Origin of the sequence: Pseudoxanthomonas sp. PXM03 (genome assembly GCF_014852005.1) — a bacterium.
In the GTDB taxonomy this organism is placed as follows: Bacteria; Pseudomonadota; Gammaproteobacteria; order Xanthomonadales; family Xanthomonadaceae; genus Pseudoxanthomonas_A.
On sequence record NZ_JACVAU010000001.1, the window covers coordinates 940,980 to 965,190 of the forward strand.

A 24,211-nucleotide genomic window follows, 5' to 3' on the forward strand; every position below is an offset into this window, starting at 1 on the left:
GGCGCGCAAGGCCTGGATTCCGGCCCGTGAGTATCGGGAACCTTGCGCGCAAGGTTCCAGGGCTCGCGCGCGAGGCGCTACGGCTCGTACGCCACTGGCGGGAACGTCGCGGCTGGGTTTCCGCAACTTGCGCGCAAGATGCTGCGTCTGGCGCACCGGTATCGCGAGTCTCGCTCGCGAGTTTCCGGGTCTTGCGCGCGCGCCTGCGCGACCCGTGGCTCGGTATCGGCGCCTTGCACGCAAGTGTCCGCAGCTTGCGGACGGGACTCAGAAGGTCGCGCGCAAGCCTCGAGGGCTTGCAGGCGCGTCTCCGGACCTTGCGCACGGACCTCCGTCAGGTGGGCGTCACGGCGTCGCGGCCGGTGCCAGCTGCAGTTCCACGTGGCCGTCATTGATTCGCAGCGAGTCCGCGCCCAACGGCCCAGGCGCCTGGGCCAGATCCTCTTCGGTGAGCGTGTAGAGCGGCCGGGTGCGGGCGTACTCGCCGATCAGCTCCTGCAGGACCTCGCGCGATCCGCCGGGCAGGCCGCGACCGGCGGCGCCGGTGCCCAGGTGTTCGATCCGCGGATCCACCAGGTGCAGGCCGCGGGTGCCGGGGTCGTAGCGCAGTCCGCTGCTGACCACCACGTTGCCGTTCTCCAGGCGTTCGCCCGTGGCCAGCGCGATGTCGTAGTCCATCTGCAGCGTCAACCGCTCACCGGGCGAGGGAATACTGACATCGGGATCGCTGAGGGTGAGCGATGCGAAGCCCTCCAGCAACGACTGTTCCATCGGGAAACCGGCGCGCGCCGCCGTTTGCAACTGGGCGGCGTTGAAGCGCAGCACGTTGCCGGTATCGGCAATGGCGATCACGGACAGGGAGAGCAGGGCGAGCAGCGCGATGCGCGAGAGCAGGTTCTTCATCGGAGTCCCTTATTGCAGGTGGATGACCACGCGGCCGTCTTCGATCAACGTGCTGCCGATCCGCTTGCTGGCCGGCAGGCGCCGCAAGGTGTCGCTGTCGATCCGGTAGACCGGTTCGGAGCGGGCGTACTCGGCCAGCACCGTGTTGACCAGCTGGCGCGTGCCGCCGGACATCAGTGAACCGGAACCGGGCACGTCGACCGACAGGATTTCGGGGTTGTCCAGATGCAGGCCCTGGGTGGCGGGGTCGTAGCGCAGGCGACTGGCCAGTGCGAAATGGCCGCGGCTGACATCGCGTGCGCCCAGCGCGCTCACCCCGATGTCGAAGTCCAGGCGCAGGCGATCGTCGCCCGACGGAATGCTGAGGCGCGGATTGGTGAGCGTGGCCGATACCAGCCCGCCCAGCTTGTCGAACTCGCGCGGGAAGCTGTGGTTGAGGTAGCGCTGCAACTGCGGCTGGGTGAAGTTGATCTGGTTGCCCAGCAGGCCGGTGACCGTGTTGAGGGTCTCGCAGCCGGCGAGGGCGAGCGTGGCGGTCGCGGCGAGGGCCATGACCAGGAAGCGTCGGCGTGTACGCATGGAAAGCTCCGTGACGTGTCGGCGCACCTTAGCCGGGGCCGCCTGTCCGACGCCTAACCGGCCAGCGCAGGGTTCCGCTGGAACTGGCGCTTGCGTTCCGGGGTGTAGTGCCACCACGGGAGCGGCGCGCTTCCCTGCATGAAGTGCACGGCAGCGATGAAGCAGTCGCACAGGCACGGATCGTGGCGCTGCCCGGTGGTTTCGTTCACGCGCCGGTAGAGCGCGTACGGGTCCTGGTGGGCAAGCTCTTGTGGCAGGGTGATGCCGATGCCGCGCAGGTCCCCGGCAATGGATGGCCCGATGTTGGGGATATCCTCGAGTACCAGGGCGTCATCGGCGTGGCGTGCTTTCATCGCCGCAGGCTAGCGCGGGATGGGTGGCATGTCAGCCCGCATCCCGGCCGCGTTCCTTGAGCGATGCGATGAACTCGCCCATGTGCGGACGCAGTGGCGCGAACAGGTCGTCCGTGTCCTTGCGGTGGTCCAGCATCAGGCCGCTCAGCAGCTTGGTGCCGACCACCAGCGCGGCGCGCTCGTCGCCGCTGAGGCCGCGCTGACGCTGGAGTTTCTCGAGGATACGCATCCAGTCGTCATGACAGGCGTGTTCGAACTCGATGGTGCAACGGCCGTTGCATTGCAGGCCATCGTCTTCGATGGGCGTGACGGTGATGCGGTAGCGGTGGGTGTTGTTGGGCATGGCGGCAGGCGCGGGGGCGCAGTGGGGACCAAAGCCAAGATAGGCCCGTGTACGCAGTGGAACGAGGGCTGCTGTCGCGATGGACTGTTCTGCCGGACGGCGTCGTTCAGTCAGCGCGGGTGCGTGTCCGCGACGGCCTTGAACAGCGGCAGCGGATCGTAGGCCCCCTGTTCGCCATAGATGCCATAGTGCAAGTGCGGCGGCGTGCCCTGCGCGTTGCCGGTGGTGCCGACGTAGCCCAGCACATCGCCGGGCTGGACGACTTGCCCGGTGGACAGATCGTCGGCCCAGCCGTCAAGGTGGGCGTAGTAGTGGCGTTCGCGGCCGGGGCCGAGCACCCACACCTGCTTTCCGCCGAGTCCGCCGTCGCGCACCGACACCACCACGCCGCGCGTGGCGCTGACGACGGGCGTGCCACGCTTAGCGAAGATGTCCACGCCCTGGTGGGTACGGTCGCTGCCGCGCGCAGCGCCGAACGTGTCCGCGATCTGCCGTGCACGCACGCCCTGCACGGGCACCGGGAGTTCGCTCGGCGATGCTGCACGCGAGATGTCCCACAGCATGCGTGCCGATGCCATGAACGGCCGGCCCCACGCCCAGGCGAGCAACGCGGCGAGCGCCACCAGCCACAACAGCGACCATGCGAGGCGTCGCAAACGGCGCGCGGCGGGGCGCACGGCGCCGGTCAGGGCAGCGGGGGCGGCTGCGGCTGCGAGAGCTGGCGTTCGAGCTGTGCCTTCAGTGACGGGTCGAGCTTCAGCTGTTTCGCCAGCTCATCCAGGTAGGCGCGTTCCATGAAACTCTGCTCGTCCGCGACCATCAGGCTGGCGAGATACATTTCGGAGGCGATTTCCGGCGTGCTGGCGGAACGCGCCACCTCGACCGGGTCCAGTGGCTTCTCCAGTTCCGCATGCAGCCACTGCTGCAGTTCGCCATCGCTGTTGATGCGGGCGAACTCGCCCTCGATCACCTGGCGTTCGCGCGCATCGATGTGGCCATCCGCCTTTGCTGCGGCAACCAGCGCCTTCAGGATGGCCTGGCTGTGCAGTTCGGCCTGCGGCGGCGGCAGGCGATCCACGGTCTGCGGACCGGCACCGGCGGCGAATCCACCCTGTTGTTGCTTGTAGTCGCCGTAGGCGCGATACGCCATCATGCCGATCGCCGCCAGGCCGCCATAGGTGGCCAGCTTGCGCGTGGTCTTGTTCTTGCCCAGCAACAGGCCCAGCGCGCCGCCGGTGACCGCACCCTTGCCGAAGTCGGCGTTGAGCAGGCTGCCGCCGTGGGAGGATTTCAGCAGATGGTCGAGGAAGCCCTGGATCTTCATGCGTTGCGTACCCGGTTGGAGGAAGGACAACAACAGAGTTGCGGGCGGCGCCGGACGATCACAAGGGTGACCGATGGCACGCCGCGCCGTGGTCGCGCGCTGGATGATGTGCCGCAAAATAAAACGGGACGGCCATGCCGTCCCGTTCGGGTGACGCGAGGTGCGCAGCGATCAGGCTGCGGCGTCCTTCAGCTTCTTCAGCGGACGGACCTTGACCTTCACCGAGGCGGGCTTGGCAGCAAACCACTGCTCTTCCTTGGTGAACGGGTTGATGCCCTTGCGCTTCGGCTTGGCCGGCACGTTGACGGCGCTGATCTTCAGCAGGCCCGGCAGGGTGAAGGAGCCGGCGCCCTTCTTGTTGACGGAAGCGTGCACGGCGCTTTCCAGCGAGGCCAGCACGGCGCGGACGTCCTTGGCGGCGATCGCGGTCGCTTCGGCGATGTGGGCGACGAGGCCCGACTTGCTCAGCGCTTCCTTGATCGGCTTCGGCGCGGCCGGCTTGGCGGTGGCCTTCGGTGCAGCTTTCTTGGCGGCCTTCTTCGGCGCGGCCTTCTTGGTGCTCTTTGCCATGTGTCCTGTCTCTACTGTCGAGTGGTTGGGTAATCGGGCCGATCGCATCGGCAAGCGAAATGTAGGGCAAAGGAATCGCGCCGCCAAGGGCAGGAAGGCCCCAAAACGCCTTTTTCTTCGGTTTTTTTCGATTTTCTTTGGTCTGGCGCTCGCCGCGCGTCGGAAATGGCCGGATATGACGAGCAAACCGGACCGCCTGCGCGCACCGGAAGCGGCATCCATCGCGTCCCGCCGCGACCGGATGCCGCACCACAATGCACACTCACTCTTCCTCGTGCCTCGGCCGGTACGCCTCCACCAGCTTCTGCTGCACGTTGGGCGGCACGGGCTCGTAGTGGCTGAAATCCAGGCTGTATCGGCCCTGGCCTGCGGTCATCGACTTGAGTTCGGCCGCGTACCCCTCCAGCTCCGCCAGCGGCACCTGTGCCTTGACCACGATCTCGCCGCGCAGCGCATCCGTTCCATTGATGCGTGCCCGCTTGCCCGCCAGGCCGCCGGTGATGTCGCCCACCTGTGCTTCCGGCACGGCGACCTCCAGATCGACGACCGGTTCGAGCACCTGTGGCCGCGCCTTGGCGATGGCGTCGAGGAAGGCTTTCTTGCCGGCGGCCACGAAGGCGACTTCCTTGCTGTCCACCGCGTGGTGCTTGCCGTCGTGGACGATCACCCGGATGTCCTGCAGCGGATAGCCGGCCAGCGCGCCGCTGCCCAGCACCTGGCGCACGCCTTTCTCCACGGCCGGCAGGAACTGTCCGGGAATGGTGCCGCCCTTGACCTCGTCGACGAACTCGAAGCCGCCGCCGCGCGGCAAGGGTTCGATGCGCAGGAAGACTTCGCCGAACTGCCCGGCGCCGCCGGTCTGCTTCTTGTGGCGATGGTGGCCTTCCGCTTTCGCGCTCACCGTCTCGCGGTAGGCGATGCGGGGTGGGCGCGTCTTCACTTCCACGCCGTGGCGTTCCTTCAGGCGTTCCAGCATCACCCGCAGGTGCAGGTCGGACAGGCCGCGGATGACGGTCTCGTTCAACTCCGGCTGGTGTTCGACCACGAAGGCAGGATCTTCCTCGGCCAGTTTCTGCAGCGCCACCGACAGCTTCTGCTCCTGGCCCTTGCTGGCGGCCTCGATGGCCAGGCCGAACATCGGCCTGGGGAAGTCGATCGGCGCCAGGTGGATGTGGTCCTCGTCGTGGCTGTCGTGCAGCACGGCATCGAAATGCAGGTCGTCCACCTTCGCCACGGCCGCGATGTCGCCGGGAATGGCCTGGTCGACTTCCACGTGGTCCTTGCCCTTGAGCTTGAACAGGTGCCCGACCTTGAACGGCTTCTTGCCATCGTCGACGAACAACTGGGTGTCCTTCTTCAGCGTGCCCTGGTAGACGCGGAAGACGCCCAGCTTGCCGACGAAGGGGTCGTTGACGATCTTGAAGACATCGGCGATGACATGCGCGCGCGCATCGGGCACGGCCTCGATGGGTTGCGGGCCGCTGCCGTTGAGCTTCACGAACGGGGGCGGATTGGCTTCGGCGGGATTCGGAAACAGGCGCTCGGCCACGTCCAGCAGTTCCTTCACGCCCACGCCGGTGCGCGCGGAGGCGAAGCACACCGGCACCAGATGTCCTTCGCGCAGGCACTGCTCGAAGGCATCGTGCAGTTCCTCGCCCGACAGTCCGCCTTCGCCCAGGTCCAGGTAGTGCTCCATCACCGTCTCGTTGATCTCCACGACCTGGTCGATGATCTTCTGGTGCCAGTCGGCGACGGGACCGAGATCGGAGTCGCCCTGGGCCTGGCCGTAGCAGTCGATCACCGCTTTGCCGCCATCCGCCGGCAGGTTGAGCGGCAGCAGTTCGGGGCCGAATTCCTCGCGCAACGCCGTCAGCACGCCGGCACAGTCGGCGCCTTCGTGGTCGATCTTGTTGATGACGATGGCGCGGCAGAGGTTGCGTTCGCGTGCGCGCTCCATCAACCGGCGCGTGCCGTGCGCGATGCCGGTATCGGCATCCACCACGACCAGCACGGTTTCCACGGCGGAGAATGCCGACAGGGCGGGCCCACGGAACTCCGGGTAGCCAGGCGTGTCGATCAGGTTGACGTGCATGCCGCCGTGATCGGTGCTGGCGATGGCGGTGTCGATGGAATGCCCGCGCGCCTTTTCGATCGGATCATGGTCGGACACGGTGGTGCCGCGCTCGATGGTGCCTGCCACCTGGAGGGCGCCGCCGGCATGCAGCAGGGCTTCGAACAAGGTTGTTTTGCCGGCGCCGGGGTGGCCCGCCAGGGCCACGTTGCGGATCTGTTGTGTGCTGTACGACATGAGGCCGTTCCTCCCGAGGGTTGGGGTCGAAGGGCCGTCATGGCTGTCCGGGCTGAGCGCATCCCGTGAGCGGTGTCGCTCGGCGGGCGGTCATGGCGGGCGGTCAGCATCGGTGCGGCTGCCGGAGGGGTCAAGTCGCACTGCGGAACGCGGCGTGAACATCAGCGGGTGTACGCTGCGCGTCCCTTACCCGAGGAGCACGACCATGGCTTTGAAGCGTTATGCGGATGCGGTGTGGAACGGTGACCTGCAGTCCGGCAAAGGCAGCCTGAGCACGCCGCAGAGCGGCTTGTTCGAGGCGCAGAACTACTCCTTCAAGACGCGCTTCGGCGACGAGAAGGGCACCAACCCGGAGGAGCTGCTGGCGGTGGCGCATGCGGGCTGCTTCAGCATGGCGCTGTCGGCGGTGCTGGGGAAGGCGGGCTTCACGCCGGACAAGATCCAGACCCGTGCCGAGGCGACGATGGAGCCGGGCATGGATCCGGGCCCGACCGTCACCGGCATCAAGCTGACCGTATCGGCCAGCGTGCCGGGGATCAGCGCGGCGCAGTTCGAGGAGATCGCCCAGCAGGCGAAGGCGGGCTGCGTGATCTCGCGCGCACTGTCGGTGCCGGTGTCGCTGGAGGCCACGCTGCTTTGACGGCCGTGCGGGCTGCGCTGCTGGTGCATGGCGCCGGCGGCGGTGGCTGGGAATGGAACGTATGGCGTGGCGTGTTCGAGGCGGCGCGCCTCCGCGTGGAGGCGCGCGACCTTGAGCCGGTGCACGGCGGACTGGCCGCGACGCGCCTGGAGGACTACCAGGCCCAGGTCTGCGCCGCGCTCGCAGGCCTGCCTCGGCCACGCGCGCTGGTCGGGGCGAGCCTCGGCGGCCTGCTGGCCCTGGGCGCTGCAGCGGACGCGGATGCCGTGGTGCTGGTCAATCCGTTGCCGCCTGCGCCGTGGCACGCCGGATTGCCCGCGCGCGACTGGCCCCACGTGGTGCCGTGGCGGCGCGATGCCCGGCTCGCCGGCACGCGCAGGGCGTTGCCCGGGACGGATGAGGCCACCGCGTTGTTCGCCTTCCGGCATTGGCGCGACGAATCCGGCGCGGTCCTGCGCGCGGCGCAGGGCGGTGTCGCACGGGCGCGTCCCGCGTGCCCGACGTTGTGCGTGGTGTCGCGATACGACGAAGACGTATCGCCGGAGATAGCCCACGCCATGGCTGATGCCTGGGGCATGGAAACATTGCAAACGCTTTCGGATTCGCACGTCGGGCCGCTGCTCGGGCGTGAGGCCGCCGGCATCGCCGCGCAAGCTGTCGAATGGCTAAACCGGGCATCGCCCGCCGCCTGAGTTCAGCCATGTTTCACCCGTCGCGCCCGAGCATGCCGGCACGCCACCCCGGCGTGGGGAGTACCCGACATGAAGCGTCTATCCGCCACCGTGCTGGCCATCGGCCTGCTGACCACGGGCATGGCGTCCGCGCAATCCTCGCGCTACTACGGCACCGAAGACCGTGACGGCGACCAGCCCTATTACGACTATGCCCGCGTAGTCCGGGTGGATCCCGTCATCGATAGCGGGTACCGAAGCACCGGCGGTGGTGAGCGATGCTATTACCGCGACGCCGACGACGTGTATGCGCGCGATGTCCGTCGCGACGATGTATACGACAACGGTGACTACCGTGACGTCTATGGACAGGACCGCTATGGCGACGACCGTCGCTACCCTGCCGGCGGCAACGGCTCGGGCCGCACCGTGGCCACGGTGATCGGCGGCATTGCCGGCGCGGTGCTCGGCAGCAAGGTGGGGGACGGCAGTGGCCGCTACGTCGGTACCGCCGTCGGTTCGATGGTCGGTGGCATGGCGGGCCGTTCCATCTACGACAGCGCCCAGCGCGATCGCCAGGTGCAGCGCGGCCGGGTACGGGTCTGCGATCCCGTACCGGTGAGCGACGGGCGCTACGGTGACGATTACTACGGCGACGGACGCGTCAACGGTTACGACGTGACCTACGAGTACGCCAACCGCACCTACCGGACGCGCACGGACCATCATCCCGGCGACCGCATCCGCATCCGCGTGGATGTCCGCCCCGAATGAGCGTGCAGGCGTGTCCGCTCAGCGGATGCCTCGCCCGGCAACGCAAATCAGTCGAAAACCGGAGGGGCCGCAAGGCCCCTCTTCCGTATCCGGGTTGCCGCAGTGCGCGCGAGACCGCATAGTCCGGCCGGTCACCAAACGGGGAGCGGGGCATGCGGCGTCTGGCATTGGGAATCGGATGTGCCCTGGGGCTGGCAGGTGCCGCGCAGGCGCAGGTGCAGGTACTGACGGCGACGCGCGTGCATACCTCCGATCCGGACCGCCCTGTTGTTGAGGCGCTGGCATGGGACGCCTCGGGCCGCGTCCTGGCGGTGGGCGATGCCAAGGCGTTGCTCGCGCGGTATCCCGATGCGAAGCGCATCGATGCGACCGGCAAGACCGTCATTCCCGGCCTGATCGACGCGCACGGCCATGTGATGGGGCTGGGCTATGCGCTGATGCGTGTCGATCTTGTCGATGCGCGCGACAAGGCCGAGGTGATCGCGCGCCTGCGCGCGTACGAGAAGCAGCTTCCACCCAACGCATGGCTGCTTGGCAGCGGCTGGGACCAGAACGACTGGCCGGAGAAGGCATTCCCGACAGCCGCCGACCTGGATGCGGCCTTCCCCGAGCGTCCTGTCTGGCTCGAGCGCGTGGATGGCCATGCCGGCTGGGCGAACGGCGCGGCGCTGCGCGCGGCGGCGGCCAAGGCGGTGCGTCCGCTGGAAGGCGACTGGCAGCCGGACGGTGGGCGCATCGAGCGCATCGAGGGCAAGCCGAGCGGGGTGTTCGTGGATGCCGCGATGTCGCTGGTCAACGCCGTCGTTCCCGCGCCCGATACCGCCTACCGCCGCCAGGCATTGGAGAAGGCGTTGCAGGCCGCAGTGCGCAATGGCCTGACCGGTGTGCACGACATGGGCGTGTCGCGCGAGGACCTGGCGCTGATGGTGCAGTTCGCCGATGAACAGCACCTGCCGCTGCGCATCGACGCGTATGCGGATGGGGATGGCGCCGCACTTGCGGACCTGTGCGCGCGCGGCCTGTACGGCCATGCGGGTGGCCGACTGCAGATGCGCGGCGTGAAACTGTATGCCGATGGCGCGCTGGGCAGCCGCGGCGCTGCGTTGCTGGAGGACTACAGTGACGATCCCGGCAATCGGGGCCTGCTGGTGACCGAACCCGGCGCGCTGGAAGCCGCGATGCGCAAGGCGCACGGCTGTGGCGTGCAGGTGGCCACGCATGCGATCGGTGATCGTGGCAATCGCCTGGTGCTGGATGCCTACCAGCGCGTGTTGGGTGGCACGGCGAAGACGGACCATCGCTGGCGCATCGAGCATGCGCAGGTCGTTGCGCCGGAGGAGTTCCCGCGCTTCGCCGAGCTTGGCGTGATCGCTTCGATGCAGCCCACGCACGCCACCTCCGACATGCCATGGGCGCAGGACCGGCTGGGTCCGGTACGCATCGGGGGCGCCTATGCGTGGCAGCGCATGCAGGCCAACGGCGTGAAGCTGGCGCTGGGTTCGGATTTTCCGGTGGAATCGGTTGACCCGCGGCGGGGTCTGCACGCGGCGGTGACACGGCAGGATGCGCACGGTCATCCCGCGGGCGGCTGGAGGGCGGCCGAACGCCTGAGTGCTGCGGAGGCGTTGCGGGGTTTCACCGCCGATGCCGCCTGGGCCGCGCATGACGAGCGCGACGTCGGGCGGCTCGCGCCGGGGTTCCGCGCGGACTTCGTGGTGCTGGACGAGGATCCGCTCGCGGTGCCGGGTGAGCAGCTGGATGACCTGCATGTGCGTTCGACGTGGGTCGATGGCAAACCGGTCTACGAAGGGGAGTAGACCGGCTTTCCTGTAGGAGCGACGTCCGTCGCGACCGCACGGCCATCGTGGTTACAGATGCGCGGGTCGGGCGCGTTGTTCCATTCCCGCGATTTCCTGCATGCCTCAGGCCATGCGGTCGCGACGGACGTCGCTCCTGCAGGAGGCCGTGATCGCTACCAGTCGATGCGACCCGTCACGATGGTGCGCACGTGGCCGCCGGACCAGACGTCACCGGCCTCGTCCACGCGCAATTGCAGGCGGGCGTCGTAGCCGACTTCGCGGCCCTGACTGACGATGTATCGTCCGTTGCGACCTGGCAATGCGTCGCGTGATGTCAGCCAGGCGGCCAGGGTCGCGTTGGCGGCGCCCGAGGCTGCATCCTCGAACGCGGCGGGCGCGCCCACGAAGGCGCGCACGGCGAGGTCATAGCCTTGGTCATGCGCGCGCGCGTAGGCGCACACACCCATGCTGTCGGTGGCGGTTGCCAGCGCGCTGATCGCGGCCCAGTCCGGCGCGGCGGCACGCAGAGCCGCCTCGTCACGGACTTCGACCAGCCACCAGCGGCGTCCACCATTCATCAGGGCGGGAGGCAACCGGCCCGCAGGCAGGTTCGCAATGGCCGCGCGCAGTATTTCGTCGCTGTGCGTGTCCCCTGTTTTCACCACGTGGGCACGGGGCGTGCGCACTGCGATGGTGCGGCCGGCAGCATCGTCTTCGACACGCAACGGCAGCAGGCCGGCCACGCCCTCCTGCACCAGCAGGCCATCGATGGGCGTCGCCAGGCCGGCATCAAGCACGACATGCGCCGTGCCCACGCTCGGATGGCCGGCGAATGGCACCTCGCGGCGCGGGCTGAACATGCGTACGGCGTAGCTCGCACCCGGTTGCGTGGGCGCGAACACGAAGGTTGTTTCCGGCAAGCGTGTCCAGCGGGCAATGGCCTGCATGGCCGCATCGTCCAGTCCGGCGGCATCGAGCACGACGGCCAGGGGATTGCCGGCGCCAGGGCGGTCGGCGAACACGTCCAGCTGGACGTAACGGCGAGAAGTCATGTCGGGGTTTCGCGTGGGGGCCGCGCAGCTTACCAAGTCACCCGGCCATCGATGACCAACTGCACCTGACCGCCGATCCAGACCTGGCTCTCGTCATCCATTTGTACGTGGACGCGGCCGTCTCGCCCCAGTTCGCGGCCCTGGCTGGCCAGATAGCGCCCCGAGTCGCCGGGCAACGCGCCTGCGGCGTGCAGCGCGGCGGCGATGCAGGCGTTGACACTGCCGGTCACCGGGTCTTCCGGAATGTTGTCGGCAGGGCAGAAGGCGCGCACGGCGAGGTGGTGGTCGCTGCCGGGTGGCGTCCGCCCGAACACGGACAGGCCCACCGCGCCCGTGGCCGTGGTCAATGCAGCGATGGCGGCGAGATCGGGCACCAGGTGTCGCACGGCTGCAGCGTCCTCCAGCTCCACGAGCCACCAGGAAGGTCCGTTGTTCCACAGCCCGGGGCGGAGGCCCGCAATCGGGAGTGATGAAAGGACGGCATCCAGGGCAGGGAGCGGCGGCGTCTCGACCAGATGCGCCTGCGGCGTCCTCAGTTGAATCGTGGGTTGAGGGCCGCTGTCGTCGATCCGGATGGGCAACAACCCCGCGGCGCATTCCTGCACCGGGCGGTCGGATGCGGTGACCAGGCCAGCCTGCAGCGCGACCCATGCCGCGCCCACACTGGGGTGACCAGCGAACGGGAGTTCCTGCCGGGGCGTGAAGATGCGGATGCGGTAACTGGCGTCGGGTGTCGTCGGCGGCAGGAAGAAAATGGTCTCGGACAGGTTCGTCCAGGCCGCGAACGCCTGCATGCGGGAGGTAGCCCACTCGGCCGCATCCAGGACCACACCCAGCGGGTTGCCGCCACCAGGACGGTCGGCGAACACGTCGACCTGCAGGTAGCGGTGGGAGGTTTGTTGCATGCGGTACGGTCCGGTCCTGCGCGGGGGCTTCGGCTAGAATCGACGGTTCACGCCCGAAGGGTTCGGGCATCCCTCGCCATTCTACCCATGCCCTCTGCCTCCCCCGCGCCTGATCGTTGGATTGTTCTCAAGTTTGGCGGCACCTCGGTGTCGCGTCGCCACCGTTGGAACACGATTGGCGCGCTGGCGAAAAAACGCGCGGAAGAAGGTGATGCCCGCATCCTGGTGGTGGTGTCGGCCCTGTCCGGCGTCACCAACGAATTGACCGCGATTGCCGATGGTGCGACGGACAGCGCGGAGCGCGTGGCGAAGCTGGAACAGCGCCATCGCGAATTCGTCGCCGAACTGGAACTCGATGTGGACGCCGTGCTGGGCGAGCGCCTTGCGGCGTTGCGCAACCTGCTGACCGATCCGCGCGCGGCCAGTCGCACGCTGGACTGGCAAGCCGAGGTACTGGGCCAGGGTGAGCTGCTGTCCTCCACGCTGGGCGTGGCGTACCTGCGCGCGCAGGGGCTGGACTTCGGCTGGGTCGATGCGCGGCACTGGCTGCAGGCCAACTTCCTGCCCAACCAGAGCCCGTGGGCGCAGCGACTGTCGGTGTCGTGCAATACCGCGCCCGATCAGGACTGGCGTCGCGCGTTCGCGGGACAGTCCAGCCGCATGCTGCTGACGCAGGGCTTCATCTCGCGGCATGCCGATGGCGGCACCGCCATCCTCGGTCGCGGAGGCTCTGACACGTCGGCGGCGTACTTCGGTGCGCTGCTCGGCGCGCAGCGCGTGGAGATCTGGACCGACGTGCCCGGCATGTTCAGCGCCAATCCGCGCGAAGTACCCGATGCGCGCCTGCTGACGCGGCTGGACTATTACGAGGCCCAGGAAATCGCGACTACCGGTGCCAAGGTGCTGCATCCGCGCTCGATCAAGCCGTGCCGCGATGCTGGCGTGGCGATGGCGATCCTGGATACGGAGCGCCCCGATCTTCCCGGCACCACCATCGACGGCAGCGCCATCACAGTGCCCGGCGTGAAAGCCGTCAGTCGTCGCAACGGCATCGTGCTGGTGTCGATGGAAGGCATCGGCATGTGGCAGCAGGTGGGCTTCCTGGCCGACGTGTTCGCCCGCTTCAAGAAGCACGGCCTGTCGGTGGACCTGATCGGTTCGTCGGAGACCAACGTCACCGTGTCGCTGGACCCCAGCGAGAACCTGGTCAACACCGACGTGCTGGCCGCGCTTTCCGCCGACCTGGCCGAGATCTGCCGGGTGAAGGTGATCGCGCCGTGCACGGCGATCACCCTGGTCGGTCGTGGCATGCGCTCGCTGCTGCACAAACTGTCGGACGTGTGGGCAATGTTCGGCCGTGAACGCGTGCATCTGATCTCGCAGTCGTCGAACGATCTGAACCTGACGTTCGTGATCGATGAAGCGGACGCGGAGGGCCTGTTGCCCGTGCTGCACGAGGCGCTGATCGACAGTGGCGCGATGCCGACCGACGAAGCCAGCGTGTTCGGCCCCAGCTGGCGCGAGATCAACGGCGCCGTGCGTCATCGTGGCGTGCGCTGGTGGAGCGCCGCCGCAGCGCGTGAACGACTGCTGTCGCTCGCGCAGGCGGGCACGCCGCGCTATGCGTACAACCTGGATGTCGTGCGTGCCCGTGCGCGCGCACTGGCCGGCATCGGTGCGGTGGATCGGCGATTCTTCGCGATCAAGGCCAACTCGCATCCGGCCATCCTGCGCGCGCTGGTGGAGGAAGGGTTCGGGCTGGAGTGCGTGTCGCGCGGCGAACTGGAGCATGTGTTCGAGGTGGCACCGACGCTCGCCATGCAGGATGTGCTGTTCACGCCGAGCTTCGCGCCACGCGAGGAGTACGCCTTTGCGCTCGACAAGGGCATCAACGTCACCCTCGACAATGTCGAGGCGCTGCAACAGTGGCCGGAGGTCTTCCGGGGGCGTCGCGTGTGGTTGCGCGTGGACCTGGGGCGTGGCGACGGCCATCACGACAAGGTGAAGACCGGCGGCAAGACATCGAAGTTCGGCCTGCCCCTGGTGAAGCTCGAGGAGTTCCTGGCCGCCGCCCGTGCGCTCGATGTGCGCGTGACTGGCCTGCACGCGCACCTGGGCAGTGGCGTGGAGAGCGCGCAGCACTGGAACCAGATCGCCGATGAGCTTGGCGGGCTGGCCGATCAGATCGGCACCATCGAGACCATCGACATCGGTGGCGGACTGCCCATCCCGTACGCGGAGACGGACGAACCTTTCGATCTCGCCGCATGGGGTGAAGGTCTTGCCGCGATCAAGGCGGCGTACCCGGCATACCAGTTGGTGATCGAGCCGGGCCGCTACCTGGTGGCGGAATCCGGCGTGCTGCTGGCGCATGTGACGCAGGTGGTGGAGAAGCTGGGCATCCGGCGCGTGGGCAGTGATGCCGGCATGCACACCCTGATCCGGCCGGCGCTGTACGACGCCTGGCACGATGTAGGCAACCTGTCGCGGCTGGACGACGAAGCGCAGGAACCCTTCGATGTGGTGGGCCCGATCTGCGAGTCGAGCGACGTGTTCGGCAAGCGTCGCCGGCTGCCCTCGGCGACGGCGGAAGGCGACGTACTCCTGTTCTCGGACGCAGGTGCATACGGCTACGTGATGGCGAGCCATTACAACCTGCGTGGGTTGCCGGCTGAAGACGTGATCGAAGGAATGGCAGGCGATGACGCCGCGCACTGAGTTCACCCTGCTCAGCATGCTGATGGCGGCGGCGGTGCTGGTCGGCGTGCTGCTGCTCATGAACGCTGATCGTCGCGCCCCCGGCGTGCGCGACGTGCTGTCCGCGCTGCGGTTCGCGCCCGCCGCTTTGCTGGCGACGGGTGCGGGGACATGGTTCGTCACCCGCTGGCACGCGCGCGCCAGGTCGGTGGGACGCGACTGGAAGCCCGGTGGCATGACGCTGCGCACGTTGCTGGTGGTGTTCCTGCTGTTCCCGGTCTCGCTGGCGGCCTGGGCCATGGTCGCCCTGGGCGTCGACCAGATCATGGCCGATGCGCCTGGCGCCATGGGCGATGCCATGGGCTGGTTGCCGGTCATCGTGTTTTACGGTTCGCTGGCCGCGCTGCTGTTCGGTGCCGTGCCCGCTTTCATCCTTGAATATTTTGCCTGTCGCCGCTTCCTGCGCCGGCAGGCGGTGCTTTCCACGGGTCACGCATGACGACTTTCGACAAATCCAGCATCCGCGTCTTCCGCTTTGTCCGCTGTTCCTTCGATGCGGAGACGGGCGTCGCGCGCCTGGTCTATGCCTTCGACGAAGGTCCTGAGCTGACCGAGACCGTTACCGTTCCCGGCGCACCCTTCACCCTGGACGCGACCCGCTCGCGCGCCGTCGAGCAGGCTGTCCGCCTGCTGCACCTGATCACCGGCGTCAGCTACTACAAGGCAGCGGTGCCCAATGAAATCCGGATCGACGGCTATGCCATCGACGCAGCCACGGCGGTGCTGCTGGAGCAGGTGTACGTACACGGGCTGGGCGAATTCGCGTACCGCAACGGGCTGAGCCTGCACGGCCGCGTGCGCTTCCCCGTCGGCGCACAGACGCCGGCTCCCGCTGCCGCCACGGGCCTGCGCGAGCATGCGCTGGTCGCCATCGGCGGCGGCAAGGATTCGCTGGTCAGCATCGAGGCGCTGCGGGGTGCCGGCATCGATCAGACGGTGACCTGGATCGGTGGCTCGCAGCTGATCGCAGCCTGCGCGTCGCGTACCGGCCTGCCGACGCTCAACATCGGCCGTGCGCTGGCGCCGGAGTTGTTCGATTACAACCGCCAAGGGGCGTGGAACGGGCATATCCCGGTCACGGCGATCAACTCGGCCATCATGGTGCTGGCCGCGCTGCTGCAGGGCGTGGACCAGGTGGTGTTCTCCAACGAGCGCTCGGCCAGCTACGGCAGCATGATCCCCGGCACGGGCGAAGTGAACCACCAATGGTCGAAGGGGTGGGCGTTCGAGCAGGCGTTCGGCGATTTCTTGCAATCGCATGTCGCCGCCGACCTGCATTACTACTCGTTGTTGCGCCCGCTGTCGGAGCTGGCTGTGGCGCGGCAGTTCGCGCGTACCGATCACTATGACGCCCATTTTTCCAGCTGCAACCGCAACTTCCACCTGCTGGGCGAGCGCCCGACCAATCGCTGGTGCGGTGTCTGCCCGAAATGCCATTTCGTGTTCCTCGCGCTGGCGCCCTTCATGCCCAAGCCGCGGCTTGTCGGCATCTTCGGACGCAACCTGCTCGATGACGCGAACCAGACGGGTGGCTTCGATGCCTTGCTGGAGTACCAGGACCACAAGCCGTTCGAATGTGTCGGCGAAGGCCAGGAATCGCGCGCGGCGATGGCCGTGCTGGGCGATCGGCCGGAGTGGCGCGAGGACGTGATCGTGGCGCGCTTCAATCATGAGATCCGTCCGCAGCTGGATGTCGCAGCGCTGGCGGTGGCCCCGTTGCTGGAGATCGGCGGCGAGCACCGCATTCCGGCCGCGCTGTGGGAGTGCCTGCGTGCGAATTTCGCAGTTTGAGGGTCGACGTGTCGCTCTGTGGGGATGGGGGCGCGAGGGTCGCGCTGCCCATCATGCCGTGCGATCGCGGTTGCCGTCGCTGCCGTTGACGCTGTTCTGCAGCGACGCGGAAGCGGCCGAAGCGGCCGCGCTGGGCGATCACCAGTTATCCGTGGAAACGCACGCGACGGGCGAGCGGCTTTCGACGTTCGACATCGTCATCAAGTCGCCGGGCATCAGCCCGTATACACCCGTCGCGTGTTCGGCGATGGAAGCGGGAACGCGCTTCGTGGGCGGCACCAGCCTCTGGTTCGCCGAGCATGCGCAAGCCGACGGCATCGTCACGCACTCGATGTGCGTCACCGGCACCAAGGGCAAGAGCACCACGACGTCGCTGCTCGCGCACCTGCTGCGTGCAGCCGGGCATCGGACCGCGCTCGCGGGCAATATCGGCCTGCCGTTGCTGGAAGTCCTGGAACCACAGCCCGCGCCGGACTACTGGGCGATCGAGTTGTCCAGTTACCAGACAGGTGATGTCCTCGCCAGCGATGCCCGCCCCGACATCGCCATCGTGCTGAACCTGTTCCCTGAGCACTTGGATTGGCATGGCAGCGAGGCGCGCTACATCGAGGACAAGCTGAAGCTCGTCACCGACGCGCATCCCCGCGTCGCAGTGCTGAACGCCGCCGATCCCCGCCTGGCGGCCCTGTCGCTGCCGCGAAGCGACGTGCGCTGGTTCAACCATGCCGACGGCTGGCACCTGCGCGAAGATGCGCTGTACCGGGGCGACGCATTCGTGATGGACACCCGGCCGCTGCCGTTGCCCGGGCGCCACAACCGCAGCAACCTCTGCGCTGTGCTGACAGCGCTTGAGGCGGCGGGTATCGAGGCGCTGCCGCTGGCGGCGCATGCAAGTTCATTCCGCCCTCTACCCAATCGCCTCCAGACGATGGGCACCCGCGCAGGCGTCACCTGGGTCAACGATTCCATCAGCACCACGCCGCATGCCACGCTGGCGGCGCTGGAGTGCTTTGCCGGCCGGCGCATCGCGTTGCTGGTCGGTGGTCACGACCGTGGCGTGGACTGGTCGGATTTCGCAGCGCACATGCGTGTGCAGGCGCCGCACGCGATCATCACGATGGGCGCGAATGGCCCGCGTATCCATGCGCTGCTGGCGGCGGTCGCGGCTGAGGGTGGTTTCAGCCTGGCAGGTGTGGAGACCTTGCCGGAGGCCGTCGCCGCCGCACGCGCGGCGCTGGACGGCGACGGCGTCGTCCTGCTGTCGCCCGGCGCGCCGAGCTTCGGCCAGTATCGGGATTACGTGGCACGCGGACGCCATTTCGCGGAACTGGCGGGCTTCGATCCCGACGACATCACGGCCATTCCCGGTCTCGGCATTGCCTGAGCGCCACCGCGCACGCGCCGTCAAGCCCGGTGCGCAGCGGCGGCGTACACTGCGTCTGAACCCCGACGAGGAGTCGACGATGCGCCGCATCCCGCTGTTGCCGTGCCTGCTGTTCCTCCTGTGGTCGCCCTCACTGCTGGCTGCCCCTGTCGCCACGCCGGTCGACTGGACCCTCGGTGGCGATACTTTTTCGGGCTACCTCGTCTACGACGACAGCGTGAAGCAGCCACGCCCGGGCCTGGTGATGGTGCCGAACTGGAAGGGCGTCAACGCGTCCGCGATCGAGAAGGCACACGTGGTCGCCGGCGATGACTATGTGGTGCTGGTTGCCGATGTCTACGGCAAGGGCATCCGCCCGGATACGGATGCCGAGGCTGGTCCCGTCGCCAACGCGATGCGCGCCGATCGTCCGAAACTTCGCGCCCGCATACAGGAGGCGGTCGAGGTGCTGCGGCAGCAGCCGGCCACGCTGGTGGACCGCGCACGCATCGGTGCGTTCGGCTACTGCTTCGGTGGCAGCACGGTGCTGGAGCTGGTACGTGCCGGCGATGCACTGGCAGGTGTCGTCAGCTTGCATGGTGGGCTGGCGACCGACCTGCCGGCGGCCGGGCCGGTGAAGTCGCCGGTGCTGGTGCTCAACGGCGGCGACGATACCTACGTGTCGGCCGCGGAGATCACCGCGTTCCAGGACGAGATGCGCAAGGCCGGCGCCGATTGGCAGTTCGTGAACTTCAGCGGCGCGGTGCACTGCTTCGCCGAAGCCGATGCCCGGAATCCGCCGGGCTGTGTCTACCATGAGCGCTCGGCCAGGCGGGCCTACCGGATGATGGCGGACTTCTTCGCCGAGGTATTCGCGAAGTGACGCGCCGCGCGGGTCAGTGTCCGCGCTCCACGGCGTAACGCGCCAGGCCGCGCAGGGCCGCCAGCGCATCGGATTCGGGCAGGTCATCGAGCGCCTGTTCGGCCGCTGCCGCATACTGGTTCGCCCGCTCGCGGCTGTATTCCAGTCCGCCCGTGGCGCCGATGGCGGCCAAGACGTCGGGCATCGCATCGGCATCACCGGACTGCACGACGGCGCGCAGGCGTTCCGAGGTCGCGGGGTCGGAGTGGCGTATCGCATGGATCAACGGCAGCGTCGCCTTGCCTTCCGCCAAGTCGTCGCCGAGATTCTTGCCGAGGGCTTCGGCATCGGCGGTGTAATCCAGTACGTCGTCGGCGATCTGGAAGGCGTAGCCCAGCGCCATGCCGTAGTCGTACAGGCGGCGTTGCGTGGCTGCATCCGCGCCCGATGCCATCGCGCCCAGTTGCGTGCCCGCCGCGAACAGCACGGCGGTCTTGCGCTCGATCACGCGCAGGTAGGCCGCTTCGTCCGTATCCGGGTTGTGGACGTGCAGCAGTTGCAGTACTTCGCCCTCGGCGATCCGGTTGGTGGTGTCGGCCAGCAGGCGCATCACGTCCATGCGGTCCAGTTCCACCATCAACTGGAAGCTGCGCGAGTACAGGAAATCGCCCACCAGCACGCTGGGCGCATTGCCCCACAGGGCATTGGCCGTGCTGCGGCCACGGCGCAGGTCGGACTCGTCCACCACATCGTCGTGCAGCAGGGTGGAGGTGTGGATGAACTCGATGATCGCCGCCAGCTGGTGGTGGTTCGGCGTGGTCGGGCCGCAGGCCTGGCCGGCCAGGACCACCAGCATGGGGCGCAGGCGCTTGCCACCGGCGGAAATGATGTGGTCGGCGATCTGGTTGATCAGCGCTACGTCCGAGGCCAGGCGCGCCCGGATCAGGGCGTCCACGGACGCCATGTCGGCGTGGGCGAGCGACTGGATGCCGGGCAGGGCCAGCGCGATGCGGGGGGATTCGACGACGGACATGGGACGAGGGGCCGGGAAGTCACTGAATTATAGGGGCTTGGCTGCGGCAATGCCCTACATGTGAGCTGGCGGAAAGCCGATGGCCGGGGTCCGGCAGGTATACTCCACTGGTCTTTGCCCGCGCTTGGCGGGCATCCCTGAACGGATATCGATATGGCCCGCGGCATCAACAAAGTCATCCTGGTCGGCAACCTCGGCAACGACCCCGAAACCCGATACACGCAGGGCGGCATGGCGATCACACGGATCAGCCTCGCCACGACCAGCGTGCGCAAGGACAAGGACGGCAACCAGCAGGAGCGCACCGAATGGCACCGCGTGGTGTTCTTCGGCAAGCTCGGCGAGATCGCCGGCGAATACCTGCGCAAGGGCAGCTCGGTGTACGTCGAAGGCTCGCTGCGTTACGACAAGTACACCGGCCAGGATGGCCAGGAGAAATATTCGACCGACATCATCGCCGACGAGATGCAGATGCTCGGTGGTCGCGAAGGTGGCGGTGGAGCGGGCGGCGGGGACCGTCCGGCCCGCGCACCGCGGCAGGACTACGGCAACCAGGGCGGCGGACAGCGTCGTCCCGCGCCGGCCCCGGCATCCCAGCCGGCGCCGATGGACGACTTTGCGGATGATGATATTCCGTTCTGAGGCATGGTGATTCTCGAACGGTAGTGACGTAAACAGTACTGGATATATAGGAGCAACACGTGCCCACATGGCTTGTCACCGGCGGCGCCGGTTTCATTGGGGGAAATTTCGTCCTGCGAGCGGTCGCACAGGGAGTGAAGGTAGTCAATCTGGACGCGCTGACGTACGCGGGCAACCTCGATACGCTGGCGTCGATCAAGGACAGTCCCCTGCATGTGTTTGCGCACGGCGATATCGGTGATCGTTCGCTGGTGGCGCGATTGCTTGCCGAGCACACGCCGGATGCGGTGGTGAACTTCGCAGCTGAAAGCCATGTGGATCGTTCCATCGACGGCCCCGGAGCATTCATCCAGACCAACGTGGTGGGCGCGCTGGGTCTGCTCGAGTCCGTCAGGGATTACTGGAAGTCGCTTGACGTCGAGCGTCGCGAGTCCTTTCGGTTCCTCCACGTCTCCACCGACGAGGTGTATGGATCGCTGGGGGATACCGGCAAGTTCACGGAGACGACGCCCTACGCGCCGAACTCGCCTTACTCGGCATCGAAGGCCGCATCCGACCATCTCGTGCGTGCGTTCCACCATACATACGGACTGCCGGTACTGACCACCAATTGTTCGAACAACTATGGCCCGTACCATTTTCCCGAGAAACTGATTCCCTTGATCATCGCTCGCGCCCTCGCTGGCGAGCCGCTGCCGGTGTACGGGGATGGCAAGAACGTCCGCGACTGGCTGTTCGTGGGCGACCACTGCAATGCCATTCGCACGGTGCTCCAGAAGGGGCGGGTAGGCGAGACCTACAACGTCGGCGGCAATGCAGAGAAGCAGAACATCGACGTCGTGCACACGATCTGCGCATTGCTGGATGCCCGCGTGCCCCGGGACGACGGTCAGCCACGCAGCAGCCAGATCACCTTCGTCACCGACCGGCCAGGCCACGATCGACGCTATGCGATCGACGCGTCCAAGCTGCGCGACGAGTTGGGATGGGAGCCGGAATACACCTTCGAGCAGGGCATAGGCGAAACCGTCGACTGGTACCTGTCCAACCAGGATTGGGTGCGGCGCGTGCTGGATGGCAGCTACCGCCTCGAGCGCATCGGCGCCGCCGCCTGAACCGGGAGTGCTGAACATGACGACGCGCAAAGGCATCATCCTGGCGGGGGGCTCCGGCACCCGCCTTTATCCTCTGACCCAGGCCATCAGCAAGCAGTTGCTCCCGGTCTACGACAAGCCCATGATCTATTACCCGCTCAGCGTGCTGATGCTGGCGGGCATCCGCGATGTTCTGGTGATCAACACGCCGCACGAACAGGCACTGTTCAAGGCGCTGCTCGGCAATGGATCCCAGTGGGGCATGAACATCGAATACGCGGTCCAGCCAAGCCCGGATGGCCTGGCACAGGCTTACCTCATCGGCCGCGATTTCGTCGACGGAAAGCCGAGCTGTCTGGTTCTGGGCGACAACATTTTCTACGGGCACGGGTTTACTGAACAACTTCGTCGTGCGGATACCCGCGAAAGTGGCGCTACCGTGTTCGGGTACTGGGTCAACGACCCCGAACGCTACGGTGTCGCGGAGTTCGACAAGGACGGACGCGTGATCGGTATCGAAGAAAAACCATCTGCGCCTCGATCCAACTATGCCGTCACCGGTCTCTACTTCTACGATGGGCAGGCGAGCGACTACGCAGCATCGCTTAAACCATCACCCCGTGGTGAGCTGGAGATCACGGACCTCAATCGCTGTTATCTCGATGCCGGCAACCTGCACCTGGAGCAGCTTGGCCGCGGACACGCCTGGCTCGATACCGGCACGCACCAGTCGCTTCTCGAAGCGTCGACTTTCATCGAAACCATCGAGGCGCGCCAGGGGTTGCGCGTGTGCTGCCCTGAAGAGATTGCCTATGGCAATGGCTGGATAGATGCGGCTCAGCTGGAGAAGTTGGCGGCGCCACTGGCCAAGAATGGATACGGGCAATACCTGCTCTCGCTTGCAGCACGTGGAGTGGTCAGGTGAAGGTCGTTGAAACCAGCCTTCCCGGTTGCGTCGTGGTCGAGCCAGCGGTGTTTGGCGACGACCGCGGCTTCTTCTTCGAGACGTGGAACGCGGATCGTTACGGCCAGCAGGGGCTGCCGACGAAGTTCGTGCAGAGCAATGTGTCCTCCTCCTCGCGTGGAGTGCTGCGTGGACTGCACTACCAATGGCCAAATCCCCAAGGGAAACTGGTCAGTGTGCTGGAGGGCGAAGTCTACGATGTCGCTGTCGACATTCGTCACGGGTCGCCCACTTTCGGCCAATGGGCTGCGGTGGTCCTGAGCGCTGAGAACAAGCGCCAGTTCTGGATCCCGGAGGGCTTCGCGCACGGCTTCGCGGTGCTATCCGAACGGGCGATCTTCAGTTATCTGTGCACGGCCCAGTACGACAAGGCGGCAGATGCTGGCGTGCGGTGGAACGACCCTGCCATTGGCATCGACTGGCCCGTGTCCGCGCCGTTGCTGTCCGCCAAGGATGAGGCCGCGCCCTTGCTGGCGGACATTGCGCCGGAGCGGCTGCCGGTATACGTGCCGTGACGTTCCTGTTGCTGGGCGCCAATGGGCAGGTTGGCAATGAGTTGAGGCGCAGCCTGGCGGCGATGGGCGAGGTCGTGCCTACGACGCGGTCCGGTCAGCTGCCCGATGGTCGCCGCTGTGAGATTGCCGACTTCGACCGGCCGGACACCCTGGTTGAGCTGGTCGAGCGCATCCAGCCCACGGTTGTCATCAATGCAGCCGCCTACACGGCGGTGGACAAGGCGGAAGACGACATCGAAGCCGCGTTTCGCGCCAACGCGGAGGCACCGGGGGTGCTGGCACGGGCATGTGCGGACCGCGGCATTCCTTTCGTGCACTATTCGACGGACTATGTCTTCGACGGGCAGGGCACACGTCCCTACCGCGAAGATGATGCGATCTCGCCGCTCGGCGTGTACGGCGCCAGCAAACTGGCCGGAGAAGAGGCGGTACGCGAGGCTGGTGGCCGGCACGTGATCCTGCGAACCGCGTGGGTCTATGGCCAGTACGGCCACAATTTCCTGAGAACCATGCTGAGAGTGGGTGCCGAGCGGGACGAACTGCGCGTGGTGGCCGACCAGAACGGCACGCCAACCCCCGCGAGTCTGATCGCGGACGTGACGGTCGAATTGTTGCGCAAGCAGACCGATGTTTCCGGCACCTTCCATCTGACGCCACGAGGCGAGACGAGTTGGCATGGTTTCGCGGAAGCCATCTTCAATGAAGCGGTCGCGCGGGGTTTGCTGGCACGCGCCCCCCGCGTCCTGGCCATCACGACGGCGGATTACCCCACGCGGGCAAAGCGCCCCTCCTATTCGCGGCTTGACGTGGGAAAGCTCGAGCAGCAACTGGGGCGTCCGCTGCCGGACTGGCGGACTGGCTTGCAACAGGTGCTCGGCGGCTGACGGCCGGCACACGGCCACGCTCCGCCACCCGTGTTCCGCGACCGTTGAACCCGACTCGTGGGTGTGGAACGATGGCCTCCTGCAT

25 protein-coding genes are annotated in these 24,211 nt (G+C 67.1%); 14 read left to right on the forward strand and 11 right to left on the reverse strand.

Annotated features, from left to right (window positions below):
• Window positions 1–345: 345 nt before the first annotated feature.
• The 8 genes from IB223_RS04295 to fusA all read right to left on the reverse strand — a co-directional run bounded on the left by IB223_RS04295 (window position 346) and on the right by fusA (window position 6,380).
• A complete protein-coding gene (locus IB223_RS04295; RefSeq protein ID WP_192200409.1) occupies window positions 346–903 on the reverse strand; it encodes a DUF1439 domain-containing protein in 558 nt (185 codons plus the stop codon).
• A 9-nt stretch (window positions 904–912) separates the two neighbouring features.
• Complete coding sequence (locus IB223_RS04300; RefSeq protein WP_192200410.1) at window positions 913–1,482, reverse strand: DUF1439 domain-containing protein; 570 nt, start codon at window positions 1,480–1,482, stop codon at window positions 913–915.
• A 53-nt stretch (window positions 1,483–1,535) separates the two neighbouring features.
• Window positions 1,536–1,835: a helix-hairpin-helix domain-containing protein gene (locus IB223_RS04305; protein ID WP_192200411.1), complete on the reverse strand. Its 300-nt coding sequence runs from the start codon at window positions 1,833–1,835 to the stop codon at window positions 1,536–1,538.
• 31 nt (window positions 1,836–1,866) lie between these two features.
• Complete coding sequence (locus IB223_RS04310; RefSeq protein WP_192200412.1) at window positions 1,867–2,178, reverse strand: DUF3861 domain-containing protein; 312 nt, start codon at window positions 2,176–2,178, stop codon at window positions 1,867–1,869.
• A 110-nt stretch (window positions 2,179–2,288) separates the two neighbouring features.
• On the reverse strand, window positions 2,289–2,867 hold the full coding sequence (locus tag IB223_RS04315; protein ID WP_192201246.1) for a M23 family metallopeptidase: 579 nt from the start codon (window positions 2,865–2,867) through the stop codon (window positions 2,289–2,291).
• Window positions 2,864–3,502: a tellurite resistance TerB family protein gene (locus IB223_RS04320; RefSeq protein WP_192200413.1), complete on the reverse strand. Its 639-nt coding sequence runs from the start codon at window positions 3,500–3,502 to the stop codon at window positions 2,864–2,866. The genes IB223_RS04315 and IB223_RS04320 overlap by 4 nt, the downstream gene beginning before the upstream one ends.
• A 171-nt stretch (window positions 3,503–3,673) precedes the next feature.
• Window positions 3,674–4,072 carry an HU family DNA-binding protein gene (locus IB223_RS04325; RefSeq protein ID WP_192200414.1) on the reverse strand — a complete coding sequence of 133 codons (399 nt, stop codon included), beginning with the start codon at window positions 4,070–4,072 and terminating at the stop codon, window positions 3,674–3,676.
• Between the two features lie 262 nt (window positions 4,073–4,334).
• On the reverse strand, window positions 4,335–6,380 hold the full coding sequence (fusA, locus tag IB223_RS04330) for an elongation factor G (protein ID WP_192200415.1): 2,046 nt from the start codon (window positions 6,378–6,380) through the stop codon (window positions 4,335–4,337).
• 205 nt (window positions 6,381–6,585) lie between these two features.
• Between fusA and IB223_RS04335 the strand changes: the two genes are divergently transcribed.
• The 4 genes from IB223_RS04335 (at window position 6,586) to IB223_RS04350 (ending at window position 10,282) form a co-directional block, all read left to right on the forward strand.
• A complete protein-coding gene (locus IB223_RS04335; RefSeq protein WP_185741982.1) occupies window positions 6,586–7,020 on the forward strand; it encodes an OsmC family protein in 435 nt (144 codons plus the stop codon).
• A gap of 5 nt (window positions 7,021–7,025) precedes the next feature.
• A complete protein-coding gene (locus tag IB223_RS04340) occupies window positions 7,026–7,712 on the forward strand; it encodes an alpha/beta fold hydrolase (RefSeq protein ID WP_343227164.1) in 687 nt (228 codons plus the stop codon).
• A gap of 69 nt (window positions 7,713–7,781) precedes the next feature.
• On the forward strand, window positions 7,782–8,465 hold the full coding sequence (locus tag IB223_RS04345; RefSeq protein ID WP_192200417.1) for a glycine zipper 2TM domain-containing protein: 684 nt from the start codon (window positions 7,782–7,784) through the stop codon (window positions 8,463–8,465).
• Between the two features lie 152 nt (window positions 8,466–8,617).
• Complete coding sequence (locus IB223_RS04350; protein ID WP_192200418.1) at window positions 8,618–10,282, forward strand: amidohydrolase; 1,665 nt, start codon at window positions 8,618–8,620, stop codon at window positions 10,280–10,282.
• A gap of 155 nt (window positions 10,283–10,437) precedes the next feature.
• On the opposite strand, the gene IB223_RS04355 is transcribed toward IB223_RS04350, so the two are convergent.
• A complete protein-coding gene (locus IB223_RS04355; RefSeq protein WP_192200419.1) occupies window positions 10,438–11,316 on the reverse strand; it encodes a PhzF family phenazine biosynthesis protein in 879 nt (292 codons plus the stop codon).
• Window positions 11,317–11,345: 29 nt separating this feature from the next.
• On the reverse strand, window positions 11,346–12,221 hold the full coding sequence (locus tag IB223_RS04360; RefSeq protein WP_192200420.1) for a PhzF family phenazine biosynthesis protein: 876 nt from the start codon (window positions 12,219–12,221) through the stop codon (window positions 11,346–11,348).
• 87 nt (window positions 12,222–12,308) lie between these two features.
• On the opposite strand from IB223_RS04360, the gene IB223_RS04365 reads away from it, so the two are divergent.
• The 5 genes from IB223_RS04365 to IB223_RS04385 all read left to right on the forward strand — a co-directional run bounded on the left by IB223_RS04365 (window position 12,309) and on the right by IB223_RS04385 (window position 19,015).
• Window positions 12,309–14,939 (forward strand): bifunctional aspartate kinase/diaminopimelate decarboxylase, encoded by a 2,631-nt coding sequence (locus IB223_RS04365; RefSeq protein ID WP_192200421.1) that lies wholly within the window; start codon window positions 12,309–12,311, stop codon window positions 14,937–14,939.
• Window positions 14,923–15,417, forward strand: coding sequence for a hypothetical protein (locus tag IB223_RS04370; RefSeq protein ID WP_192200422.1), 495 nt, complete (start codon window positions 14,923–14,925; stop codon window positions 15,415–15,417). Before IB223_RS04365 ends, IB223_RS04370 begins: the two co-directional genes overlap by 17 nt.
• The gene (murL, locus tag IB223_RS04375; protein ID WP_192200423.1) at window positions 15,414–16,769 is read left to right on the forward strand and encodes a UDP-N-acetyl-alpha-D-muramoyl-L-alanyl-L-glutamate epimerase; all 1,356 of its coding nucleotides are present in this window, start codon (window positions 15,414–15,416) and stop codon (window positions 16,767–16,769) included. Before IB223_RS04370 ends, murL begins: the two co-directional genes overlap by 4 nt.
• Window positions 16,750–18,153, forward strand: a complete 1,404-nt coding sequence (gene murD / locus IB223_RS04380; RefSeq protein WP_192200424.1) for a UDP-N-acetylmuramoyl-L-alanine--D-glutamate ligase — start codon at window positions 16,750–16,752, stop codon at window positions 18,151–18,153. The genes murL and murD overlap by 20 nt, the downstream gene beginning before the upstream one ends.
• A 79-nt stretch (window positions 18,154–18,232) precedes the next feature.
• Window positions 18,233–19,015 carry a dienelactone hydrolase family protein gene (locus IB223_RS04385; RefSeq protein ID WP_192200425.1) on the forward strand — a complete coding sequence of 261 codons (783 nt, stop codon included), beginning with the start codon at window positions 18,233–18,235 and terminating at the stop codon, window positions 19,013–19,015.
• 13 nt (window positions 19,016–19,028) lie between these two features.
• On the opposite strand, the gene IB223_RS04390 is transcribed toward IB223_RS04385, so the two are convergent.
• Window positions 19,029–20,027, reverse strand: a complete 999-nt coding sequence (locus IB223_RS04390; RefSeq protein ID WP_192200426.1) for a polyprenyl synthetase family protein — start codon at window positions 20,025–20,027, stop codon at window positions 19,029–19,031.
• A gap of 153 nt (window positions 20,028–20,180) precedes the next feature.
• On the opposite strand from IB223_RS04390, the gene IB223_RS04395 reads away from it, so the two are divergent.
• The 5 genes from IB223_RS04395 to rfbD are packed head-to-tail and all read left to right on the forward strand — an operon-like array spanning window position 20,181 to window position 24,126.
• A complete protein-coding gene (locus IB223_RS04395; RefSeq protein ID WP_192200427.1) occupies window positions 20,181–20,669 on the forward strand; it encodes a single-stranded DNA-binding protein in 489 nt (162 codons plus the stop codon).
• Between the two features lie 59 nt (window positions 20,670–20,728).
• Window positions 20,729–21,784: a dTDP-glucose 4,6-dehydratase gene (gene rfbB / locus IB223_RS04400; protein WP_192200428.1), complete on the forward strand. Its 1,056-nt coding sequence runs from the start codon at window positions 20,729–20,731 to the stop codon at window positions 21,782–21,784.
• 16 nt (window positions 21,785–21,800) lie between these two features.
• Complete coding sequence (rfbA, locus tag IB223_RS04405; RefSeq protein ID WP_192200429.1) at window positions 21,801–22,688, forward strand: glucose-1-phosphate thymidylyltransferase RfbA; 888 nt, start codon at window positions 21,801–21,803, stop codon at window positions 22,686–22,688.
• Window positions 22,685–23,242, forward strand: a complete 558-nt coding sequence (gene rfbC, locus IB223_RS04410; RefSeq protein ID WP_192200430.1) for a dTDP-4-dehydrorhamnose 3,5-epimerase — start codon at window positions 22,685–22,687, stop codon at window positions 23,240–23,242. Before rfbA ends, rfbC begins: the two co-directional genes overlap by 4 nt.
• Entirely contained in the window at window positions 23,239–24,126 is an 888-nt protein-coding gene (rfbD, locus tag IB223_RS04415) for a dTDP-4-dehydrorhamnose reductase (protein WP_192200431.1), read from the forward strand. The genes rfbC and rfbD overlap by 4 nt, the downstream gene beginning before the upstream one ends.
• The last annotated feature ends 85 nt before the right edge of the window (window positions 24,127–24,211 follow it).